The organism is Pseudomonas sp. 478 (genome assembly GCF_003254125.1).
Classification (GTDB): domain Bacteria; phylum Pseudomonadota; class Gammaproteobacteria; order Pseudomonadales; family Pseudomonadaceae; genus Aquipseudomonas.
Window position 1 is genome coordinate 483,136 of the sequence record NZ_QKZG01000002.1, and the last position, 19,429, is coordinate 502,564.

13 protein-coding genes are annotated in these 19,429 nt (G+C 60.1%); 4 read left to right on the top strand and 9 right to left on the bottom strand.

Translation table 11 applies throughout. From position 1 onward, the window contains the following. Nucleotides 1-20: 20 nt before the first annotated feature. Nucleotides 21-1,853, top strand: a complete 1,833-nt coding sequence (locus DFS28_RS06030; protein WP_111448976.1) for a sigma-54-dependent Fis family transcriptional regulator — start codon at nt 21-23, stop codon at nt 1,851-1,853. A gap of 217 nt (nt 1,854-2,070) precedes the next feature. Here DFS28_RS06030 and cysS read toward each other — a convergent pair whose 3' ends face one another. Then, a complete protein-coding gene (cysS, locus tag DFS28_RS06035) occupies nt 2,071-3,453 on the bottom strand; it encodes a cysteine--tRNA ligase (RefSeq protein WP_111448977.1) in 1,383 nt (460 codons plus the stop codon). Nucleotides 3,454-3,470: 17 nt separating this feature from the next. Further along, nucleotides 3,471-5,168, bottom strand: coding sequence for a glutamine--tRNA ligase/YqeY domain fusion protein (locus DFS28_RS06040; protein ID WP_111449130.1), 1,698 nt, complete (start codon nt 5,166-5,168; stop codon nt 3,471-3,473). Nucleotides 5,169-5,428: 260 nt separating this feature from the next. Between DFS28_RS06040 and DFS28_RS06045 the strand changes: the two genes are divergently transcribed. Both DFS28_RS06045 and lpxH read left to right on the top strand, forming a co-directional pair. After that, the gene (locus tag DFS28_RS06045; RefSeq protein WP_111448978.1) at nt 5,429-5,932 is read left to right on the top strand and encodes a peptidylprolyl isomerase; all 504 of its coding nucleotides are present in this window, start codon (nt 5,429-5,431) and stop codon (nt 5,930-5,932) included. After that, a complete protein-coding gene (lpxH, locus tag DFS28_RS06050; RefSeq protein WP_111448979.1) occupies nt 5,929-6,681 on the top strand; it encodes a UDP-2,3-diacylglucosamine diphosphatase in 753 nt (250 codons plus the stop codon). The genes DFS28_RS06045 and lpxH overlap by 4 nt, the downstream gene beginning before the upstream one ends. Before the next feature lie 127 nt (nt 6,682-6,808). On the opposite strand, the gene DFS28_RS06060 is transcribed toward lpxH, so the two are convergent. From DFS28_RS06060 to DFS28_RS06090, 7 genes are all read right to left on the bottom strand, one after another. Beyond that, on the bottom strand, nt 6,809-8,338 hold the full coding sequence (locus DFS28_RS06060) for a DHA2 family efflux MFS transporter permease subunit (RefSeq protein WP_111448980.1): 1,530 nt from the start codon (nt 8,336-8,338) through the stop codon (nt 6,809-6,811). 288 nt (nt 8,339-8,626) lie between these two features. Then, nucleotides 8,627-9,829 carry an efflux RND transporter periplasmic adaptor subunit gene (locus DFS28_RS06065; RefSeq protein ID WP_111448981.1) on the bottom strand — a complete coding sequence of 401 codons (1,203 nt, stop codon included), beginning with the start codon at nt 9,827-9,829 and terminating at the stop codon, nt 8,627-8,629. A gap of 15 nt (nt 9,830-9,844) precedes the next feature. Beyond that, nucleotides 9,845-11,314 carry an efflux transporter outer membrane subunit gene (locus DFS28_RS06070; protein WP_111448982.1) on the bottom strand — a complete coding sequence of 490 codons (1,470 nt, stop codon included), beginning with the start codon at nt 11,312-11,314 and terminating at the stop codon, nt 9,845-9,847. Further along, nucleotides 11,311-11,784, bottom strand: a complete 474-nt coding sequence (locus DFS28_RS06075) for a MarR family winged helix-turn-helix transcriptional regulator (RefSeq protein WP_111448983.1) — start codon at nt 11,782-11,784, stop codon at nt 11,311-11,313. The genes DFS28_RS06070 and DFS28_RS06075 overlap by 4 nt, the downstream gene beginning before the upstream one ends. A 256-nt stretch (nt 11,785-12,040) precedes the next feature. Beyond that, nucleotides 12,041-15,715 carry a translocation/assembly module TamB domain-containing protein gene (locus DFS28_RS06080; protein ID WP_111448984.1) on the bottom strand — a complete coding sequence of 1,225 codons (3,675 nt, stop codon included), beginning with the start codon at nt 15,713-15,715 and terminating at the stop codon, nt 12,041-12,043. After that, nucleotides 15,712-17,439 carry an autotransporter assembly complex family protein gene (locus DFS28_RS06085; protein WP_111448985.1) on the bottom strand — a complete coding sequence of 576 codons (1,728 nt, stop codon included), beginning with the start codon at nt 17,437-17,439 and terminating at the stop codon, nt 15,712-15,714. The genes DFS28_RS06080 and DFS28_RS06085 overlap by 4 nt, the downstream gene beginning before the upstream one ends. A 65-nt stretch (nt 17,440-17,504) precedes the next feature. Beyond that, on the bottom strand, nt 17,505-18,155 hold the full coding sequence (locus DFS28_RS06090; protein ID WP_046047485.1) for an N-acetyltransferase: 651 nt from the start codon (nt 18,153-18,155) through the stop codon (nt 17,505-17,507). 327 nt (nt 18,156-18,482) lie between these two features. Between DFS28_RS06090 and xthA the strand changes: the two genes are divergently transcribed. After that, on the top strand, nt 18,483-19,295 hold the full coding sequence (gene xthA / locus DFS28_RS06095) for an exodeoxyribonuclease III (protein WP_111448986.1): 813 nt from the start codon (nt 18,483-18,485) through the stop codon (nt 19,293-19,295). The last annotated feature ends 134 nt before the right edge of the window (nt 19,296-19,429 follow it).

A 19,429-nucleotide genomic window follows, 5' to 3' on the forward strand; every position in this document is an offset into this window, starting at 1 on the left:
TTATTCAGAGGCTGAATGCCATGGCCGCACCCGCCCTGCCGCTCTCCCACGACGCCATCATCCACGACTCCTGGTCCCGATGCCGCGCGTTCGGCCTCAATCATCAGAGCGCCCCGGCGTTCGATCAGTTGCCGGCCGAGGGCATTGCGCAACTGCTGGAGAGCCAGCACTCACTGGTGCAAACCACTCACCAGGAAGTCCTGCCGTATTACGAGAACATCCTCAGCAACTCCAACTGCCTGATCATGCTCGCCGACAATCAGGGCCAGGTACTGACGTCCTGGGGCACCCAGCGTTTCATCGAGCCGAGCCTGACCCGCGGTTTCAGCGTCGGCGCCAGTTGGATGGAGCGCTGCAGCGGCACCAATGCGATCGGCACCGCGCTGGCCTGCGAGCAGGCGGTGCACATCGAGCACGATGAACATTTCCTCAAGGCCAACCGTTTCATGACCGGTTCCGCCGCACCGATTTTCGATGCCGAACGCAAGGTCATCGCGGTGCTGGATGTGTCCAGCGACAGCTACCTGCCGCCGTCCCACACCCTCGGCATGGTCAAGATGATGAGTCAGACCGTGGAAAACCGGCTGATCCTCAACCTGTTCCATGGCCAACATTTCCAGCTGACCTTCAACACCGGGCTGAATAACCTCGACAGCCAATGGGCCGGGCTGCTGATCTTTGATGAAACCGGCCAGGTGCTGTCGGCCAACCGCAGGGCTGACAATCTGCTGGGCATCAGTCTGTCGCGGGTCAGTGTCGAAAGCCTGTTCAAGGTCTCGCTGCTGGAGTTGTTGAACCAGCCGGACGGCCTGCCCTTCGCCTTGCAAACCTCGGGGCGCAACCGCTTTCAGTGCCTGTTGAAGAGGCCGAAAAAGGCAGTGATTCAGGCGCGAGTGTTTACTGAGCCCACGGTGGCGATACCGCAAGCGATCAGCCTCAATACCCTGCATTTCGGTGACAGCCGCGTGGAAAAAGCCGTGCGCCAGGCCGAGCGGTTGCTGGAAAAAGACATTCCGTTGTTGATTCACGGCGAAACCGGGGTCGGCAAGGAAGTCTTCGTCAAAGCCCTGCATCAGGCCAGTTCGCGCAACAAACAACCGTTCATTGCCGTCAACTGTGCAGCCATCCCCGCCGAACTGGTGGAGTCTGAGCTGTTTGGCTACGAGAAAGGCGCGTTTACCGGCGCCAACCAGAAAGGCAGCATCGGGCTGATCCGCAAGGCCGACAAAGGCACCCTGTTCCTCGATGAAATCGGCGATATGCCGTTGCCGACTCAGGCTCGACTGCTGCGAGTGTTGCAGGAGCGTTGCGTGCAACCGGTGGGCAGCAGCGAGCTGTTCCAGGTGGATATACGGATTATTTCGGCGACCAACCGCTCGCTGCGCGAACAGGTGCAGTTGGGGCGGTTTCGTGAGGATTTGTATTACCGGATTGGTGGTTTGACCCTGGAACTGCCGCCATTAAGAGAACGCAGTGATAAAGAGGCCTTGTTCAAACGTCTGTGGGAACAGCACCGCGAACCATCGCAGTGGGCCGGGCTGAGCCGAGAGGTGATGGAGTTGTTCAGCCGTCATCCGTGGCCGGGGAATTTAAGACAGGTCAGCAGCGTGATCCAGGTAGCGCTGGCCATGGCCGAGGAACAACCGGTGCGGCCGGAGCATTTGCCGGATGATTTTTTTGTCGATCTGGAGATGGAACCGGTGGATTTGCCGGAGCCGTTGGCGGTGGATTTGAATGATGCAGAGGAATTGAATCGGCAGCTGCAGGCGGCTGGGGGGAATATTTCGCACTTGGCACGGCGGTTGGGGGTTAGCCGGAATACCCTTTACAAGCGGTTGCGCCAGACGGAATGACAAGTGAGCTGCACTGGCGGTGTTTCAGCTTAAGACCTTCGCGAGCAAGCCCGCTCCCACAGGGGATTTGTGTCGCACGCAAAATTGAAATCCACCTCTGACCACTGTGGGAGCGGGCTTGCTCGCGAAGGCGCCAGCCGAAACACCGCCATACTTGCGCCCTGCGCATAAACAAAAACCCGCACAAGGCGGGTTTTGTTTGTAGCAAACGCAGCAATCAGTCAGCCAGACGCCAGGTCGTGCCGCCCTTGCCGTCTTCCAGCACCACGCCCATCGCGGTGAGCTGGTCGCGGATACGGTCGGATTCGGCCCAGTCTTTACCAGCACGTGCTGCCAGACGCGCAGCAATCAGCGCATCAACTTCAGCCGCATCCACCCGCCCTTCAGCGCCGGCCTGCAAGAAGTCATCCGCCTCAAGCTGCAACACGCCCAGCACACTCGCCAACTCCTTCAAACGAGCCGCCAGACCGGCCGCCGCATTGAGATCGCTCTCACGCAGACGGTTGATCTCGCGGACCATCTCAAACAGTACGGCACAGGCTTCCGGCGTGCCGAAGTCGTCGTTCATCACCTGGGTGAAACGCTCGACAAAGGCTTCGCCACCGGCCGGTGCCACGCTCGGCAACCCTTTCAACGCATGGTAGAAACGCTCGAGTGCGCCCTTGGCGTCCTTGAGGTTGTCTTCCGAGTAGTTGATCGCGCTGCGGTAGTGGCTCGACACCAGCAGGTAACGCACGACTTCCGGGTGGTACTTTTCCAGCACGTCGCGAATGGTGAAGAAGTTGTTCAAGGACTTGGACATCTTCTCGCCATTGATGCGAATCATGCCGCAATGCATCCACGCGTTGGCGTAGGTCTTGCCGGTGGCCGCTTCGCTCTGGGCGATTTCGTTTTCGTGGTGCGGGAACTCGAGGTCGCTGCCGCCGCCATGAATATCGAAGGTCTCACCGAGGCAGCAGGTGGACATCACCGAGCACTCGATGTGCCAGCCCGGACGACCGTCGCCCCAAGGCGATGGCCAGCTCGGTTCGCCCGGCTTGGCGCCCTTCCACAGTACGAAGTCCAGCGGGTCTTGCTTGGACTCGTCGACTTCGATCCGTGCACCGATGCGCAGGTCTTCGATCTTCTTGCGCGACAGTTTGCCGTAGCCCATGAACTTGGCGACGCGGTAATACACGTCGCCATTGCCCGGGGCGTAGGCGTAACCCTTGTCGATCAGGGTCTGGATCATCGCGTGCATGCCGGGGATATGCCCGGTGGCGCGTGGTTCCATGTCCGGTTTCTGGATGTTCAGGCGCGCTTCGTCTTCGTGCATCGCCGCGATCATGCGCTCGGTCAAGGCTTCGAACGACTCGCCGTTCTCGTTGGCCCGATTGATGATCTTGTCGTCAATGTCGGTGATATTGCGCACATAAGTCAGGTCGTAGCCGCTGAACCGCAACCAGCGGGTCACCAGGTCGAACGCGACCATGCTGCGGCCGTGGCCCAGATGGCAATAGTCGTACACGGTCATCCCGCAGACGTACATGCGCACCTTGTTGCCATCCAAGGGTTTGAAGACTTCTTTGCTCTTGGTGAGCGTGTTGTAGATCGAAAGCACGTTAGAGGTTCCTTGAATCACTGGCCCCACGAATCACGCAAGGTCACGGTACGGTTGAATACCGGAGCACCTGGTTTCGAGTCCTTGATATCCGCGACGAAATAACCTTCGCGCTCGAACTGGAAACGGTCTTCCGGCTGTGCATTGCCCAGCGAAGGCTCAGCACGACAACCGGTGAGGACTTGCAGCGAGTCAGGGTTGATGTTGTCCAGGAAACTGGCGCTGTCTTCGGCCTTCTCAGGGTTGGCCGAACGGAACAGGCGATCGTACAGACGCACTTCGCATTCGACGCTGGCCGCAGCCGGCACCCAGTGCACCACGCCTTTGACCTTGCGGCCCTCAGGGTTTTTGCCCAATGTTTCCGGGTCGTAAGAGCAACGCAGTTCGACGATGTTGCCATTGGCGTCCTTGATCGCTTCGTCGGCACGGATCACGTAGCTGCCGCGCAGACGCACTTCGCCAGCCGGTTCCAGGCGCTTGTAGCCTTTTGGCGGCTCTTCCATGAAGTCTTCACGGTCGATGTAGATCTCACGGGCGAACGGCAGAACGCGAACACCCATGTCTTCTTTCGGGTGGCACGCCAGTTCGAGGTTCTCGACCTGGCCTTCCGGGTAGTTGGTGATCACGACTTTCAGCGGACGCAGCACGCACATGGCACGCGGGGCGCTGTGGTCGAGGTCGTCACGGATGCTGAATTCGAGCATGCCGAAGTCGACCACGCCGTCGGAACGGTTGGTGCCGATCATTTCGCAGAAGTTGCGGATCGATTTCGGCGTGTAACCACGGCGGCGGAAGCCGGACAGCGTGGACATGCGCGGATCGTCCCAGCCATGAACGTGCTTTTCATCGACCAGTTGCTTGAGCTTGCGCTTGCTGGTGATGGTGTAGTTCAGGTTCAGACGGCTGAATTCGTACTGACGCGGTTGCGCCGGCACGGGCAGGTTCTCGAGGAACCACTCGTACAGCGGACGATGGCTTTCGAACTCCAGGGTGCAGATCGAGTGAGTGATGCCTTCGATGGCGTCCGACTGACCGTGGGTGAAGTCGTAGTTCGGGTAGATGCACCACTTGTCGCCAGTCTGGTGGTGATGCGCGTGACGGATGCGATACATGATCGGGTCGCGCAGGTTCATGTTCGGCGAGGCCATGTCGATCTTGGCCCGCAGCACGCGTGCGCCGTCCTTGAATTCGCCAGCCTTCATGCGGGCGAACCAGTCCAGGTTCTCTTCCACGGAGCGATCACGGAACGGGCTGTTCTTGCCCGGTTCGGTCAGCGTGCCGCGATATTCCTTGGCCTGTTCAGGGCTCAGGTCATCGACGTAGGCCTTGCCGGCCTTGATCAGTTCAACGGCCCAATCGTGCAACTGGTCGAAATACTGCGAGGCGTAGCGCACTTCACCGGACCATTCGAAGCCCAGCCACTTGACGTCGCTTTCGATCGCGTCGATGTATTCCTGGTCTTCCTTGGCCGGGTTGGTGTCGTCGAAACGCAGGTGCGTGACGCCGCCAAATTCCTGGGCCAGGCCGAAGTTCACGCAAATCGACTTGGCGTGACCGATGTGCAGGTAGCCGTTGGGCTCAGGCGGGAAACGGGTGACGATCTGCGTGTGCTTACCCGAGTCCAGGTCCGCCTGGATGATCGGGCGCAGGAAATTGACCGGCACGGCAGGGCCGGTCTTGGAATTCGAGGTAGGGTCGACAGTGGGCTTGCTCATAGGATCCTTGAACGTACAAGTGCGCGGCCAGTTGGCCAAATCAAAGCGGCGGTTAAAACAAAGGGGCTTATCATAGCCGATGCCGTCAAGTCGCTGACAGCGCAGGGCAAAAAACGGCTGCATTTAATCGGATGCAAATGAAAAACAGCCTCGAAATTCGCGCCCGGCACGCTAAACTGCGCATCTTGGCCAAAATTGGCCGGACCGGTTGAGGGCTTCAACGCCCCGAAACCCACGAATTATTTGAATGAGTACCGATCATGACCCAAGTCAAACTGACCACCAACCATGGCGACATCGTCCTGGAACTGAACGCTGAGAAAGCCCCGATCACCGTGGCCAACTTCATCGAGTACGTCAAAGCCGGTCACTACGAAAACACCGTTTTCCACCGCGTCATCGGTAACTTCATGATCCAGGGCGGCGGTTTCGAGCCAGGCATGAAAGAAAAGAAAGACAAGCGTCCAAGCATCCAGAACGAAGCCGACAACGGCCTGCCGAACGAGAAGTACAGCGTTGCCATGGCCCGCACCATGGAGCCGCATTCGGCTTCCGCCCAGTTCTTCATCAACGTCGCTGACAACAGCTTCCTGAACCACAGCGCCAAGACCACTCAGGGCTGGGGTTACGCCGTGTTCGCCAAGGTCGTTGAAGGCACCGACGTGGTCGACAAGATCAAAGGTGTTTCCACCACCATGAAGTCCGGCCACCAGGACGTACCCGCAGAAGACGTGATCATCGAGAAAGCCGAGATCATTGAGTGATACTGCTGATTTCAGACTTGCATCTGGAAGAGGAGCGCCCGGACATCAGCCGGGCGTTTCTGGATTTGCTCGCCGGACGCGCCCGCTCGGCGAGTGCGTTGTACATCCTGGGCGACTTTTTCGAGGCGTGGATTGGCGACGATGCCATGACGCCGTTCCAGCGTTCCATCTGCCAGGCCCTGCGCGAACTCAGCGACAGCGGCACGGCCATTTTTCTGATGCACGGCAATCGCGACTTCATGCTCGGCCAGGCCTTCTGTAAACAGGCCGGCTGCACATTGCTGAAAGACCCGAGTGTCGTGCAGTTTTACGGCGAGCCGGTGCTATTGATGCACGGCGACAGCCTCTGCACCCGCGACGAGGCCTATATGAAGCTGCGTCGCTATCTGCGTAATCCGGTCACCCTGTTCATCCTGCGGCACTTGCCGTTGCGGACTCGCCATAAACTGGCGCGCAAGCTGCGCAGTGAAAGCCGTGCGCAGACGCGGATGAAGGCCAATGACATTGTTGATGTCACGCCGGAAGAAGTGCCACGGATCATGCAGGAATATGGCGTGAAGACCTTGATCCATGGGCATACCCATCGCCCGGCCATTCACAAATTGCAGATTGGCGAGCAGGCGGCCAAGCGGATTGTGTTGGGGGATTGGGACCGTCAGGGGTGGGCGTTGCAGGTGGATGAGCAAGGGTTTGCACTGGCGCCGTTCGACTTCGCCCCGCCGCCGCAACTCGCAGCACCCACAAACTAACGGCCGAACACAAAACCAATGTGGGAGCGGGCTTGCTCGCGAATACGGTTTTTCATTCAACATTGATGTCGACTGATCTACCGTCTTCGCGAGCAAGCCCGCTCCCACATTATTGACCGCGTTTCGCTTAGTGACCGGCTGCTGCAGGCCCCGCCTTCGCCGCAAACGGCGGTTTCGCCAGCCACACCAGCACAATCAAGCCCATGAACGCCCACCCCAGCAACGTGAAGTAATCCACGGTGGAGAGCATGTACGCCTGACTGGTCAGCACATGATCCAGCTGCGCATACGCCGGGTTGCTCGCCCCGCCCAGGCTGTTCAACGCCTCGCGGGTAGCCGGCTCATAGGTGCTGATGCTTTCACTCATATAGGCGTGGTGCTGATCGGCCCGGCGAATCCAGATCCAGGTCGTCAGCGACGCCGCAAAGCTACCGCCCAGCGTCCGCAGGAACGTCGCCAGGCCTGCGCCGTCGGCGATCTGGCTCGGAGGCAGGTCCGACATCAGAATGCTCAAGGTCGGCATGAAGAACAGCGCGACGCCAATCCCCATGAACAGCTGCACCAGGGCGATGTGCTGGAAGTCCACTTCGTTGGTAAACCCGGCACGCATGAAACAGCTCAGGCCAATCGCCAGGAACGCCAGCCCGGCCAGCAGCCGCAGGTCGAACTTGTGCGCGTACTTGCCGACAAACGGCGACATCAGCACCGGCAGAATCCCGATCGGCGCCACCGCCAACCCCGCCCAGGTCGCCGTGTAACCCATCTGGGTTTGCAGCCATTGCGGCAGGATCAGGTTGATCCCGAAGAACCCGGCGTAACCCAACACCAGCACAATCGTGCCGATGCGGAAGTTGCGGTAAGCGAACAGCCGCAGGTTGACCACCGGGTGTTTGTCGGTCATTTCCCAGATCACGAACACCGCCAGCGCTATCACTGAAATGGCCGCGCCGATGAGGATGAAGTTCGACTCGAACCAATCCAGATCGTTACCCTTGTCGAGAATCACCTGCAAGGCGCCGACGCCAATAATCAGCGTGATCAAACCAATGTAATCCATCGGCTGGTAACTGGTTTCCACCGGCCGTGCCTTAAGTTGCGAGCGCACCACCATCACCGCGAAAACACCGATCGGCACGTTGATAAAAAAGATCCACGGCCAGCTATAGCTGTCGGTAATCCAGCCGCCGAGGATGGGGCCGGCAATCGGCGCCACCACCGTGACCATCGCCAGCAACGCCAGGGCCATGCCGCGCCTGGCCGGCGGATAGACGGCAATCAGCAGCGTTTGAGTCATCGGGTACAGCGGACCTGCCACCAGACCTTGAAGCACCCGAAAGCCAATCAGCTCCGGCATCGAGGTCGAGATACCGCACAGAAACGAAGCCAGCACGAACAGAATCGTCGCCCAGAGAAACAGCTTCACCTCGCCGAAGCGCCGGCTGAGCCAACCGGTCAGCGGCAGCGCGATGGCGTTGCTCACGGCGAACGAGGTAATCACCCAAGTGCCCTGCTCCGAACTCACGCCGAGGTTGCCGGAAATCGTCGGCAGCGCCACGTTGGCGATGGTGGTGTCGAGCACTTGCATGAAGGTCGCCAGCGACAGGCCAATGGTGCTGAGCAGCAGGCTGGGCGGCGTGAAAGACGCGTTATTGCTCATCGCAAATCCTTTGAAACCTGATTGACGCTGCGCCTGTTACAGACGCAGCTGCCCTTGTGGGAGCGAGCCTTTGTGGTGAGAGAGCTTTTGTGGCGAGGGGATTTATCCCCGTTGGGTCGCGAAGCGGCCCTGAACCTGTGACTGCGGTATCTCAGAAAAACCGCATTCACCGGTTTGCGACTGCTTCGCAGCCGAACGGGGATAAATCCCCTCGCCACAAAAGCTCTCTCACCAAAGAGGCTCCCTCACCACAAAGGCTCACTCTCACAGGGTCGGTGTGATGACTGATCAGCGTTGAACGGTTTTGCTGACCGCAGCGCTGTTGTCGTGGATCAACTGAGTGATCATCGCGTCGGCCTCGGCCAACTGACGGTCATACACATTGGTGCTGAACGAGGCCTTTTGCGGCGGCTGTTGCGCCAGCACCGGGCCGCTCTGGTCACGCAGGTTCACATCGACCTGAGTCGACAGGCCGACCCGCAACGGGTGCTTGGCCAGTTCTTCGGCGTTGATGTGAATCCGCACCGGCACCCGCTGGACAATCTTGATCCAGTTACCGGTGGCGTTCTGCGCCGGTAGCAAGGCAAACGCGCTACCGGTGCCGGCGCCGAGGCTGTCGATGGTGCCGCTGAACTTCACGTCACTGCCGTACAGGTCGGCTTCGATGTCCACAGGCTGCCCGATGCGCATGTCACGCAGCTGGGTTTCCTTGAAATTGGCGTCGATCCACAGCTGATCCAGCGGAATCACCGCCATCAAGGCGGTGCCCGGCTGGACGCGTTGGCCCAGTTGTACCGAGCGCTTGGCCACGTAACCGGTGACCGGCGCGATCAAGGTGCTGCGGGAGTTGTTCAAGTAAGCCTGACGCAATTGTGCGGCAGCGGACATCACGTCCGGGTGCGACGACACCACCGTGTCATCGACCAGCGCACTGGTGGTTTTCAGTTGCTGTTTGGCGTTGGCCAGGGCGTTTTGCGCCGAGGTCAAGTCATCGCGAGCGTGGGACAGTTCTTCCTGGGAAATCGCCCCGCCAGCGGCGAGGTTTTTCCGGCGATTGAAGTTGTCCTGAGCCTTTTGTACTTCGGCCTGCTGCGCATTGACCTGGGCTTTCATGCCGTCGACGTTGCTGTACAAGCCGCGAACCTGACGCACGGTGCGGGCCAGATTGGCCTGGGCACTTTGCAGACCGACTTCGGCGTCGTTCGGGTCGAAGTTGATCAGCACCTGGCCTTCATGAACCAGGTCGCCATCATCGGCACCGATGCTGACCACGGTGCCGGTGACCAACGGAGTGATTTCCACCACGTTGCCGTTCACATAGGCGTCGTCGGTGCTTTCGTTCCAGCGCCCGTAGAATTCGTGATAACCCCAGACGCCGATACCGGCGAGGATCACCACGATTGCGAGCACTACCAGCATGACTTTGCGTTTGCGCGAATTGCGGGTGTCTTGTGCGTTGTCAGGGGTTGGTGTCGTTTCGGCAGTGGCCATGACAAATACCTCGAATTAGTTGTGCTGCGTGGCTGGGGCTGCGTTGGCTGCGGTCAGGGTCTCGCCCTGGAAGCCGCCGCCCAGCGCCTGCATCAATTGGATCGACAGGTCGATCTGCTCGGCATTCAGGTTGGCCAGCTGACGCTGGGCCTGGAGCAGTTGCTGCTCGATGCTGAGCACGTCCAGGTAATTCCCGATGCCGGAACCGTAGCGCTGGACCACGGTGTTGTATGAATCCTGGGCAATGTCGGTGGCGCGCTGCTGTGTCCCGATTTGCCGGCCGATATCGCGCAACTGGTTGATGGTGTCGCTGACATCACCCAGGGCTTTCACCAGGCTTTTGTTGTACTGCGCCACCGCGAGGTCGTAATCGGCGTCGCGGGAATCGAGGTCGGCGCGCAGGCGGCCGCCGTCGAAAATCGGCACCGAGATCGTTGGTGCAATGTTGAAGAAGCGACTGGCTGAACCGAACATCGCATCGCCCAGCAACGACTCGGCACCGGCCGCGGCGCTCAGGTTGAGGTTGGGGTAGAAGCGGGTTTTGCCGGCGTCGATGTTCTTGCTCGCCGCCTCGACCCGCCAACGCGCGGCCACCAGGTCTGGACGTCGACCGAGCAACTCGGCCGGCAGCACCGAGGGCAACGCGACGGCGCTGGCCTGGAGGATTTTCGGCCGGGCGATTTCATTGCCGCGATCCGGGCCTTTGCCGAGCAAGACGGCCAAGGCGATTTTCGCGCTTTGCAGGCGTTTTTCGGCGTCGATCAGGCTGGCTTCAGACGTGGCTTCCAGGCTTTCGGTTTGCTGGAACTGGTACTGGCTGTCGATCCCCGAGCTCAGGCGACGCTGGCTCAGGTCGAGCATTTGTTTGGTGCGTTTGAGGTCTTCACTGGCCAGGTCGTAGACGATGTGCGCCTGACCCAGATCGCTGTAGGCGCGAGCGACGTCGGCGGACAACGTCAGCTGAGCGGCCTGTTGATCGACTTCGGCAGCACGGGCCTGACCCAGTGCGGCTTCCCAGGCATCACGCTGACCGCCCCAGAGGTCGAAGTTGTAATTGAAACTGGCGCTGAGGTTGCGCACGGTGGAGTACGTGCCGCCCTGCCCGCTCGGGTCCTGATCCCGGGCCAGACGCGAACGGCTGACACCAGCGCTGGCATCAAGAGTCGGCATGCGCGCGGCATCCGCTGCATAAGCGGCGGCGCTGGCCTGGTGGGCGCGGGCGTCGGCAATTTGCATGTCGGGGCTGTCGTGCAGGGCTTCGCGGATCAAGCCGTCGAGCTGTGGGTCGCCGAGGCTTTTCCACCAGTCGCTTTTCGGCCAGGCCGCCGGCGACAGGGTCACACCGCTGAGGGATTGTCCGGCCTTGAGGGTTTTCGCATCGAGGCTTTTGCCCTCGGTGTTCAAGCCACTGTAGCTGGCGCAACCCGCGAGGGTCATGGCTGCCAGCACTAGGCTCAGGCCGGTACGCAGGGTTTTACTGCTCATTTGTCACCTACCCGCAGCAGGGTGATCGAGTCACCGGCTGCCACCAGAATTTTCTTGAGGATCTGTTCCAGGGTTTTCAATTCCTCTGGGGTGATCGCGCCAGCCAGTTCATTCATGGCATCGGCACCGATCTCCGGCAGGCGGTCAGTCAACTGCTGGCCTTGTTCGGTCAGCACCAGCTGAACCTGACGGCGATCCGCTTCGCAGCGTTGGCGGGCGAGGAAGCCTTTCTGTTCCAGACGATCGAGCATGCGGGTCATCGATCCGCTGTCCAGCGACAGGTGACGGCACAGCTCGGCCGGGGTATCGACGCCGAACTGGGCCATGATGATCAGCACTTTGAACTGCGCGGCGGTGATGCCGTGGGGTTCCATGTGAGTGTCGATGATCCGGTCCTTGAGCAGCGCAGCGCGCCCGAGCAGGAGGCCGAGATGACACGTGTGGAATTCGTCTGGGGTGAAATGCTTCATCTGACCACCGATTAGCTGCCTAGGCAGAGAATGTATGTCGAGATATTACTGCCTAGGCAGCGAATGTCAACGTAATAGTTAGGTTGCTTGCTATTTAGTTGATAAATGGCGCAGGAAAGTTGCTTCGGATCGATGATCGCAGCGCGCCCTTCGCGAGCAAGCCCGCTCCCACATTTGATCTGCGGCGTAACACAAATCCAATGTGGGAGCGGGCTTGCTCGCGAAGGCAGCGACTCGGTTTTAGAGAGGGCGAGGTTTAGAAATCCCGCTTGTAGAAGATGTCCAGCGAACTGGCCACACCGCCCGCCGCTTCGAGGTAGACCTTTTTGCTCAGCTTGTAACGCAAGGCGATGGTGTTGGCCGGCTCGAACACGCCAACCCCATAACGCAGGCTGAGCTTCTCGGAGATATTGCCGCTGGCGACCACGCTGGTGGCGTTGCCGCTACCCTCGGTATCGAGCTGGAAATCCTGAATCCCCAGGTTTTTCGCCAAGCCGCTGGTCACTCCCGAACTGCCCATCAACCCCAACCCGAGCGCAGCTTGGGCGAGCATGTTGTTGTCTTCACCGTTACTGGCCAACGGACGCCCCAGCACCAGATAGGACAAGGCCTGCTCCTGGCTCATCGCCGGCTCGGAGAAGATCTGTGTGGTCGGCTGCTCCGCGCTGCCGCTCAAGCGAATGCCGGCGATCACATCGTCGGTCTGGCGAATCGCTTCGATGTCCAGATACGGCTGATCGATCGGGCCGGCAAACAGCAAACGCGCCCGGCGCACGGTCAACCGCTGACCGTAGGCACGATAACGCCCATCGTTGAGCCAGAGCTCGCCGCGGGTGTCCATGTTGTCGCCGATGTGCACATGACCTTGCAGGTTGGCGGTCAGGCCAAACCCGGCGAAGCTGAGTTTGTCCTGCCCGACCACCACATCGATGTCCATCGCCATGGCCATCGGGGGTTTGCCCTCTTCGGTCTGCTGGCCAACGATCACCGTGTCATCGGACACCTTGACCGTCGATGGCGGCAACTCGCGCACGGTGATCTCGCCTTTTGGCACCAGCACCTTGCCGACGATCGCCAGTTTGTCGTCCTTCATCGAAATCTTCAGGTCCGGCGCCACTTCCAGCTTGGCGTAGGGCTCGACGGTGACGGGCAATTGCGTGCCTTTGAGCGCCAGATCCACCACCAATGCCTGACCCCAGGCGATGTTGCCGCTCAAGGTGCCCTGCCCGGTCTTGCCGCTTTTCCAGCCGCCGTTCAATTGCACGGTTTCGCCAGCAATCACGGCTTGAAGTTGCAGCGCTTCGAGGTCCATCGGCAGTTCAGGCCCGGAAATCTCGCCGTCGCTGAGCAGTAGATTGCCGTTGACCTGCGGCGCCAGCAGCGTACCGGCGAGCGTGCCGCTGCCATTCAAGCGTCCGGTCAGTTTCTCGACCATCGGCACGAATGGCCGCGCCACCGACAGATCCAGACCACTCAGGCGGAACGAGCCGGTCAGTGGTTTGTCCTTCGGCAACGGATTGATCTGCGCCTGGAGCATCAGCTCACCGAGCTTGCCGCCGACAAAATTGAGGTCAGTGTCGATGCGCTTGGGCGTGAGTTTGCTGTTGAGTTTCAGGGTCTGGTACGGGAAGTCCAGCCACTGGTCCTTTTCCTTGATGCGCAACGTGCCGCCGCTGGCATCGACGCTGATCTGGCCGTTAGGGCCGCTGGCCGGCAGGTCCAGTTGCAGGTCGGCGTTGAGCCGGCCCTTCCAGGCGAAATCCTTGGGCAGCCACTGCGCCAGGCTGTCGATCGGGAACTGTTTGAGGTGATAACGCAGCTTCGGCTCAGGCATCAGGCGCTGATCCTCGCCGCACAGGCTGGCCGGGCCGGACGTCCAGCAATGGGCGCCAAAATTGATCTTGCCGTCCGCCAGCCGTTCAAGCTTCGCCGGACCTTGCAGTTTCCAGTCTTGACCGCCGGCCTGGATATCGCCGCTGGCCAGGCGCCCACGCCAATTGCCTTGGTCCAGATTGCCGTCGAGGCCGAGGGCGAGTTTCAGCTTCGGCCCTTGCAGGTCGAGGGTGAGTTTCTGGTTTTTGATATCGCCCTGGCCGCTGGCGGTCAGCGTGCCCAGCGACGTTTCACCGGCCTGAATGCCGCTGCCCTTGAGGTCGATTTTCGCCCGTTGCGCACTGTCGAGGGTGGCGTCCAGATTCAGGCTTTGCAGGCGATTGTCTTCGAAGGCCAGTTGCGTGCCTTGCAGTCCGAGCTTGCCTTGCGGAGCCTTGAGTGTCCCGGCGACATCGACGCGACCATTGAGCTGGCCGCGCAGTTGCGGCCACAACTGAGCCAGGCGCGGCAGCTTGATATCGATCTGACCGGCGAGCTTCTGTTGCAGGCTGCCCTTGCCGTTGATGCTGTTGTCGCCGAGGCGAATTTGCAACGCGCTGAGGTTCCATTGCTCGCCACCGCCATCGGCTTTGGCCTGGATTACTGCCGGTTGGCCGCGGAGTTTGCCTTTCAAGTCGAGATCAGCGGTCAGGCTGAGTTTTTCATTCTTCATCTCGCCCTTGCTGCGCAACGGTCCGGCCAAGGTTCCCGGCAACTCCGCGACCCAGTACGCCGGGTTGATCGCCGACAAGTCCAGCGCCGTGTCCCAGGCAATGCCGTCGGCGAATTGCAGGTTCAGGTGCCCTTCGGCCTTGCCCTGCCCGGCTTCGAGTTGAATTTGTTGCAGGTAGATCTTCGTCAGGTCGCCGCTGAACGGGCTGGTCAGGCTGAACGCCCCGGCCGGGCCGTCGAGTGCGGCTTTGAAGCTGCCCAGGTATTTACCGTCGGTGTAGGAGACTTCACCGTTGAAACTGCGCAACGCCACTTCGGGCTCGTCGATCAGTGGATAGAGGCTGTGCCACGGGAAATCCAGCCAGTCGATCTTGGCATCAAAGCTCAGGCCTTTGCTCCAGTCGAGGTTGCCGGTGAGTTTCAGGTTTTGCTTGTCGTTGGCCGTGAGGTCCAACCCGGCGATCTGAGCGCCGTTCGCGTCGACCTTGCCTTGCAGCAGCAACGCGACCGGGCCTTTTTCCCCAGGCAACGTGGCTTTGCCGAGCAACTGGTAACCGTTTTTCAGGTCACCGTCGCCGGTGAGTTCCAGTTGGTTGAGTTGCAGGGTGTCCGGCAGATCGGCACCTGGCTTGAAGCCGTCAGCGGTGATCCGCACTTTGGCCGGCAGGTTTTCCACCAGCGGTTGCAGTTCGCCGGTCAATTGTCCGTTCAGGTAACCGCTGCTGTCGGCTTTCAGGTTCAGGGTTTTCAGCAGATCGCCGTCGACCTTCAGGGCCAGCGCCCAAGGCCCGGTGCCGGGAGCTGGCAGGGTCAGTTTGCCTTCGGCCTTGAGCGGCCAGTTACCGCTGGGTTGCAGCAGGCCTGAAAGATTCAGGCTCAGGTCATCCCTTTGCAAATGAACGGAATCGATCTGCAAACCGTTGGCTGTCCAGTGCGCCGCCAGTTGCAGGCCCTTGAGTTCTTCGCTGCCGTTAAACAGCAGGCTGCCGACCTGGACATCGCCCAGCTCGATGGCCAAGGGCAACTTCAGATCCGGGAGACTGATCGGCCCGCTGCTTTCTTCTTCTGTGCCTGGCGGGAATTGCAGGCTGACCTGATCGGCTTTCAATTGCTCGATGCACAGGGTCATGCGCGTCAGGCACAGCGGCGACCAGGCGAAAATCACCTTGTCCAGCTCAACCCGGCTGCTGTCCTGCTGCCACAGCACATGGTCGGCACTCCACTGTCCGCCCAAACGGCCCTGGAAGTTCCCGACGGTCAAACCCGGCACAAAGCCGAGCGCCCAACGACTGCCCGCCGCCGTGCCAAGCACCGTGGCCACGGTCAGGACGACCAGCATCAGCAGCGCCAGAATCGCCAACAGCGTTATCTTCAAACCACGATTCACAGCTCAGGCCCCATGGAAAAGTGCAGTCGAATGCCGCCCTCGTCGTCCATCGCATGGGCCAGGTCGAGGCGTATCGGCCCCACCGGCGAGACCCAGCGCACGCCGATACCGACGCCGGTCTTGAGGTTCGGCAGTTCGAGGGTATTGAAGGAGTTGCCCTGATCGATGAAGGTCGCGACCCGCCATTTTTCGGCGATGGAATATTGATACTCGACGCTGCCGGCGATCATGTAGCGGCCACCGATGCGATCGCCCTCGGAGTTTTCCGGGGACAGGCTCTGATAGTCGTAACCGCGCACGCTCTGATCGCCACCGGCGAAGAAGCGCAGCGACGGCGGCACCGATTTGTAGCCGTTGGTGGCGCTGCCGCCGACCTGTACCCGACCGAGGAAGCGGTGTTTGTCGAAGACCGTGGTCAAGCCTTTCACCAACGCGGTGCCGTAAATCAGGTTGGTGTCGGAGCCCAAACCTTCCTTGGCCACTTTGGTCTCGAATCCCAGGCGATAACCGTTGTGCGGGTCGATGCGGTTATCACTTTTAAGGTAGGAATAGCTGACGCCAGGCATCAGCAACGTGCTGAGCCCCGAGTCGTCGCCGAGCCTGTATTCCTCGCGCTGCCACTTGAGCGATACCACTCGCTGCCAACCGCTGGGCAGCTTGCTGTGCCACTCGGGGCCGAGGGTCAGCAGTTTGCTGAGGGAGTCCTTGTCGGCAATTTCTTCATTCTGATAGCCACCGGCGAACCGCAGCTTGTCGGTCAACGGTGGGTCCAGGGGAATGTCGTAGAACACACCGACGTTCTGCCGAGGCGCCGAAACTTCGGTCTCCCAGCCATAGCTGTGCCCCTGAGGGTTGACCCAGTGCCGGGTCCAGTTGGCCTTGATCCGTGGGCCGACGTCGGTGGAAAAACCCAGCCCGAGGCCCATGGTCCGTGGTTTGCGGGTTTCGAGTTTGACGTCCACCGGGATCACGTCGTTCTTGGACGACGTTGGCGCTGCATCTACCCGCACGCTTTCGAAATAGCCGCTCGATTGCATGGCCTGATTGAGTTCGGCGATCAGTTCAGAGTCATAAGGCGCGCCGGCCTTGAATGGCACCATGCGCAGCAGCAGGTCTTCGTCGAACGGCGTGTCACCTTCGAAACTGACCTTACCCAGTGAATAACGCGGGCCGCTGTTGTAGATCAGTTCGATGTCGGCAACGCCGGCTCGCGGGTCGACCAACAATTTCTGGCTGCTGAAATAACCACTGAAATAACCGTAGCGCGAGGCCTGATTCTGAATCAGGCGCTTGGCGTCTTCGTAATGGCCATGGTTGAGCACTGCGCCGGTTTTCAGCGCATTGCTTTTGGGTACACGGAATGATTTGAGGGAGGCGGCCGGGCCGTCGATGCGAATAGTGACGTTGCGCAAATGCACCGGCTCGCCGGGATCGATGTTCAGCACCAGGCGCGGCGTCTTGCCGCCCTTCACATCCGAGTCGATCTGCGGCTGGTAATAACCCAAGGCCTGGGCGGCCTTGCGCGCCTGTTCTTCGGCGCCACGACTGAAGCGCAGCAAGGCTTCTTCGTCTCGATCGCCGAGGTTGCCAATATAGCCCTCTATATTGGCTTTCAGTTCATCGTTGGACGGTTTGATCCGCACATCCAATTCACTTTGCGCCAGCGCCGCGCAGCTGGTAATCAGCATCAGCACGCCGCTGGTAATTCTTCCTGGAAACTTCATAGGCGCGGATGCTATCACGAGCTTGGGAGCGTGATAGAGCCTGGCGTGCGGTGAAAGTTCTACCTTTATGCCGTTGCTGTTTGTAACACCTGCGGATTGGCGTGGAAAAACACGTGTTCGCGAATCGGTCCTACGGCGACCTCACCAATTTCCTCATAGCCCTGGCGCTTATAGAACTCCAGGTAACGAGGATTCCCGGTATCGAGGATGACGCCCTCGGAGTGCTCATCCACCGCGCACCAGTTGTGCACCGCTTGCAGCAACTGTTCGCCAAAGTGTTTGCCCTGGAATTGCGGATGAACCCCCAGCAATGGCAGCAGGTGCACCGAATCGGACGGGACGCAAGCCATCACGGCATCGTGATACTCGAGATAGCGTCGGGTGCAGCGGAACCCGGTGCTGAGCACCATGCGCAGACGCCAGGCCCAACTTTCGGTGATGCCCAGGCGACGTTGCGGCGGCGCGATCAGCGCGATGCCGATCAACCGGTCGTTGACCAGCAGGCCGATGGCCGGCAAGTCCTGAAGAAAGTGTTGCTTGACCAGTTCGCGCACGGTGGCCCGGACCCGTTGCTCATAACCGGGACGCTCCGCTTCGAACAGGTAGCCGAACGTCGGCTCATGCCGGTAAGCCTGGTACAACAGCGAACGCGCTTCGCGGGAATAGCCGCTGTCGAGCATGTGAATATCGGCGATGACGGTCGAGGTTTCGGGCATAACGGTAGATCTCCCCTGGCACAGGTCAAATGACTGCGCTCTTATTGGTACGAGCCTGTGGGTGGTAATACAGTTCCCCCACAGGTATAGACCAAGGCTGGATCTTCATCGACTGGACTGGCCTCTTCGCGAGCAAGCCCGCTCCCACAGGTTTTGTGGCGTACACAAAATTTTTGTTCGCTGGAGAACCCTGTGGGAGCGGGCTTGCTCGCGAAGAGGCCCTCACTGCCAATATAGATCTGACAGAACACAGTGAATCCCCTCACCCCACACTGGCCCCATTCCTACATGTCAGCTAGCATCGCCCTTTTGCCAGGACTGCCGACCATGAAGATCGTCTCCTTCAACATCAACGGGCTGCGCGCTCGCCCTCATCAGCTGGCGGCGCTGATCGAAAAGCATCAGCCCGATGTGATTGGACTGCAGGAAACCAAGGTTCACGACGACCAGTTCCCGCTGGCCGAGGTTCAGGCGCTGGGCTATCACGTGTATTTCCACGGTCAAAAAGGTCATTACGGCGTGGCCCTGCTCTCGCGCCAGGAACCTATCGCGCTGCACAAAGGTTTCGTCACCGATGAAGAAGACGCTCAGCGCCGTTTCATCTGGGGCACGTTCGCCGATGCCAATGGCGTGCCGGTGACCATCATGAACGGCTATTTCCCACAGGGCGAAAGCCGCGATCACCCGACCAAGTTCCCGGCCAAGGAACGCTTTTACAGCGATCTGCAACAATTGCTGGAAAGCCGGTTCAGCAACGATCAGCCGCTGGTGGTGATGGGCGACGTGAACATTTCCCCGGAAGACTGCGACATCGGTATCGGCCCGGACAACATGAAACGCTGGCTGAAAACCGGCAAATGCAGCTTCCTGCCGGAAGAACGCGAGTGGATGGCCCGCTTGAAGAACTGGGGCCTGGTGGACAGCTTCCGCCACTTGAACCCCGAGGTGGCCGACCGTTTCAGCTGGTTCGACTACCGTAGCCGCGGTTTTGAGGATGAGCCCAAGCGTGGGCTGCGGATTGACTTGATCATGGCGTCCCACGGGTTGTTGCCACGGGTGAAGGATGCGGGCGTGGATTACGAATTGCGCGGGATGGAAAAGCCGTCGGATCACGCGCCGATCTGGCTTGAATTGAGCTGATCTCTGCCTTTCGACATAGCTCACCTGTGGGAGCGGGCTTGCTCGCGAAGGCGTCGTGTCAGTCAACATCAATGTTGAATGACAAACCGCCTTCGCGAGCAAGCCCGCTCCCACATTGAGCAACTGTCATCTTT

What these genes read in the sequence shown, in the direction of transcription:
- DFS28_RS06045 (WP_111448978.1), top strand. Translation starts at nt 5,429, where the DNA reads ATGACCCAAGTCAAACTGACCACCAACCATGGCGACATCGTCCTGGAA.
- DFS28_RS06085 (WP_111448985.1), bottom strand. Translation starts at nt 17,439, where the DNA reads ATGAAGTTTCCAGGAAGAATTACCAGCGGCGTGCTGATGCTGATTACC.
- DFS28_RS06030 (WP_111448976.1), top strand. Translation starts at nt 21, where the DNA reads ATGGCCGCACCCGCCCTGCCGCTCTCCCACGACGCCATCATCCACGAC.
- DFS28_RS06065 (WP_111448981.1), bottom strand. Translation starts at nt 9,829, where the DNA reads ATGGCCACTGCCGAAACGACACCAACCCCTGACAACGCACAAGACACC.
- DFS28_RS06040 (WP_111449130.1), bottom strand. Translation starts at nt 5,168, where the DNA reads ATGAGCAAGCCCACTGTCGACCCTACCTCGAATTCCAAGACCGGCCCT.
- DFS28_RS06060 (WP_111448980.1), bottom strand. Translation starts at nt 8,338, where the DNA reads ATGAGCAATAACGCGTCTTTCACGCCGCCCAGCCTGCTGCTCAGCACC.
- DFS28_RS06090 (WP_046047485.1), bottom strand. Translation starts at nt 18,155, where the DNA reads ATGCCCGAAACCTCGACCGTCATCGCCGATATTCACATGCTCGACAGC.
- DFS28_RS06070 (WP_111448982.1), bottom strand. Translation starts at nt 11,314, where the DNA reads ATGAGCAGTAAAACCCTGCGTACCGGCCTGAGCCTAGTGCTGGCAGCC.
- DFS28_RS06075 (WP_111448983.1), bottom strand. Translation starts at nt 11,784, where the DNA reads ATGAAGCATTTCACCCCAGACGAATTCCACACGTGTCATCTCGGCCTC.
- xthA (WP_111448986.1), top strand. Translation starts at nt 18,483, where the DNA reads ATGAAGATCGTCTCCTTCAACATCAACGGGCTGCGCGCTCGCCCTCAT.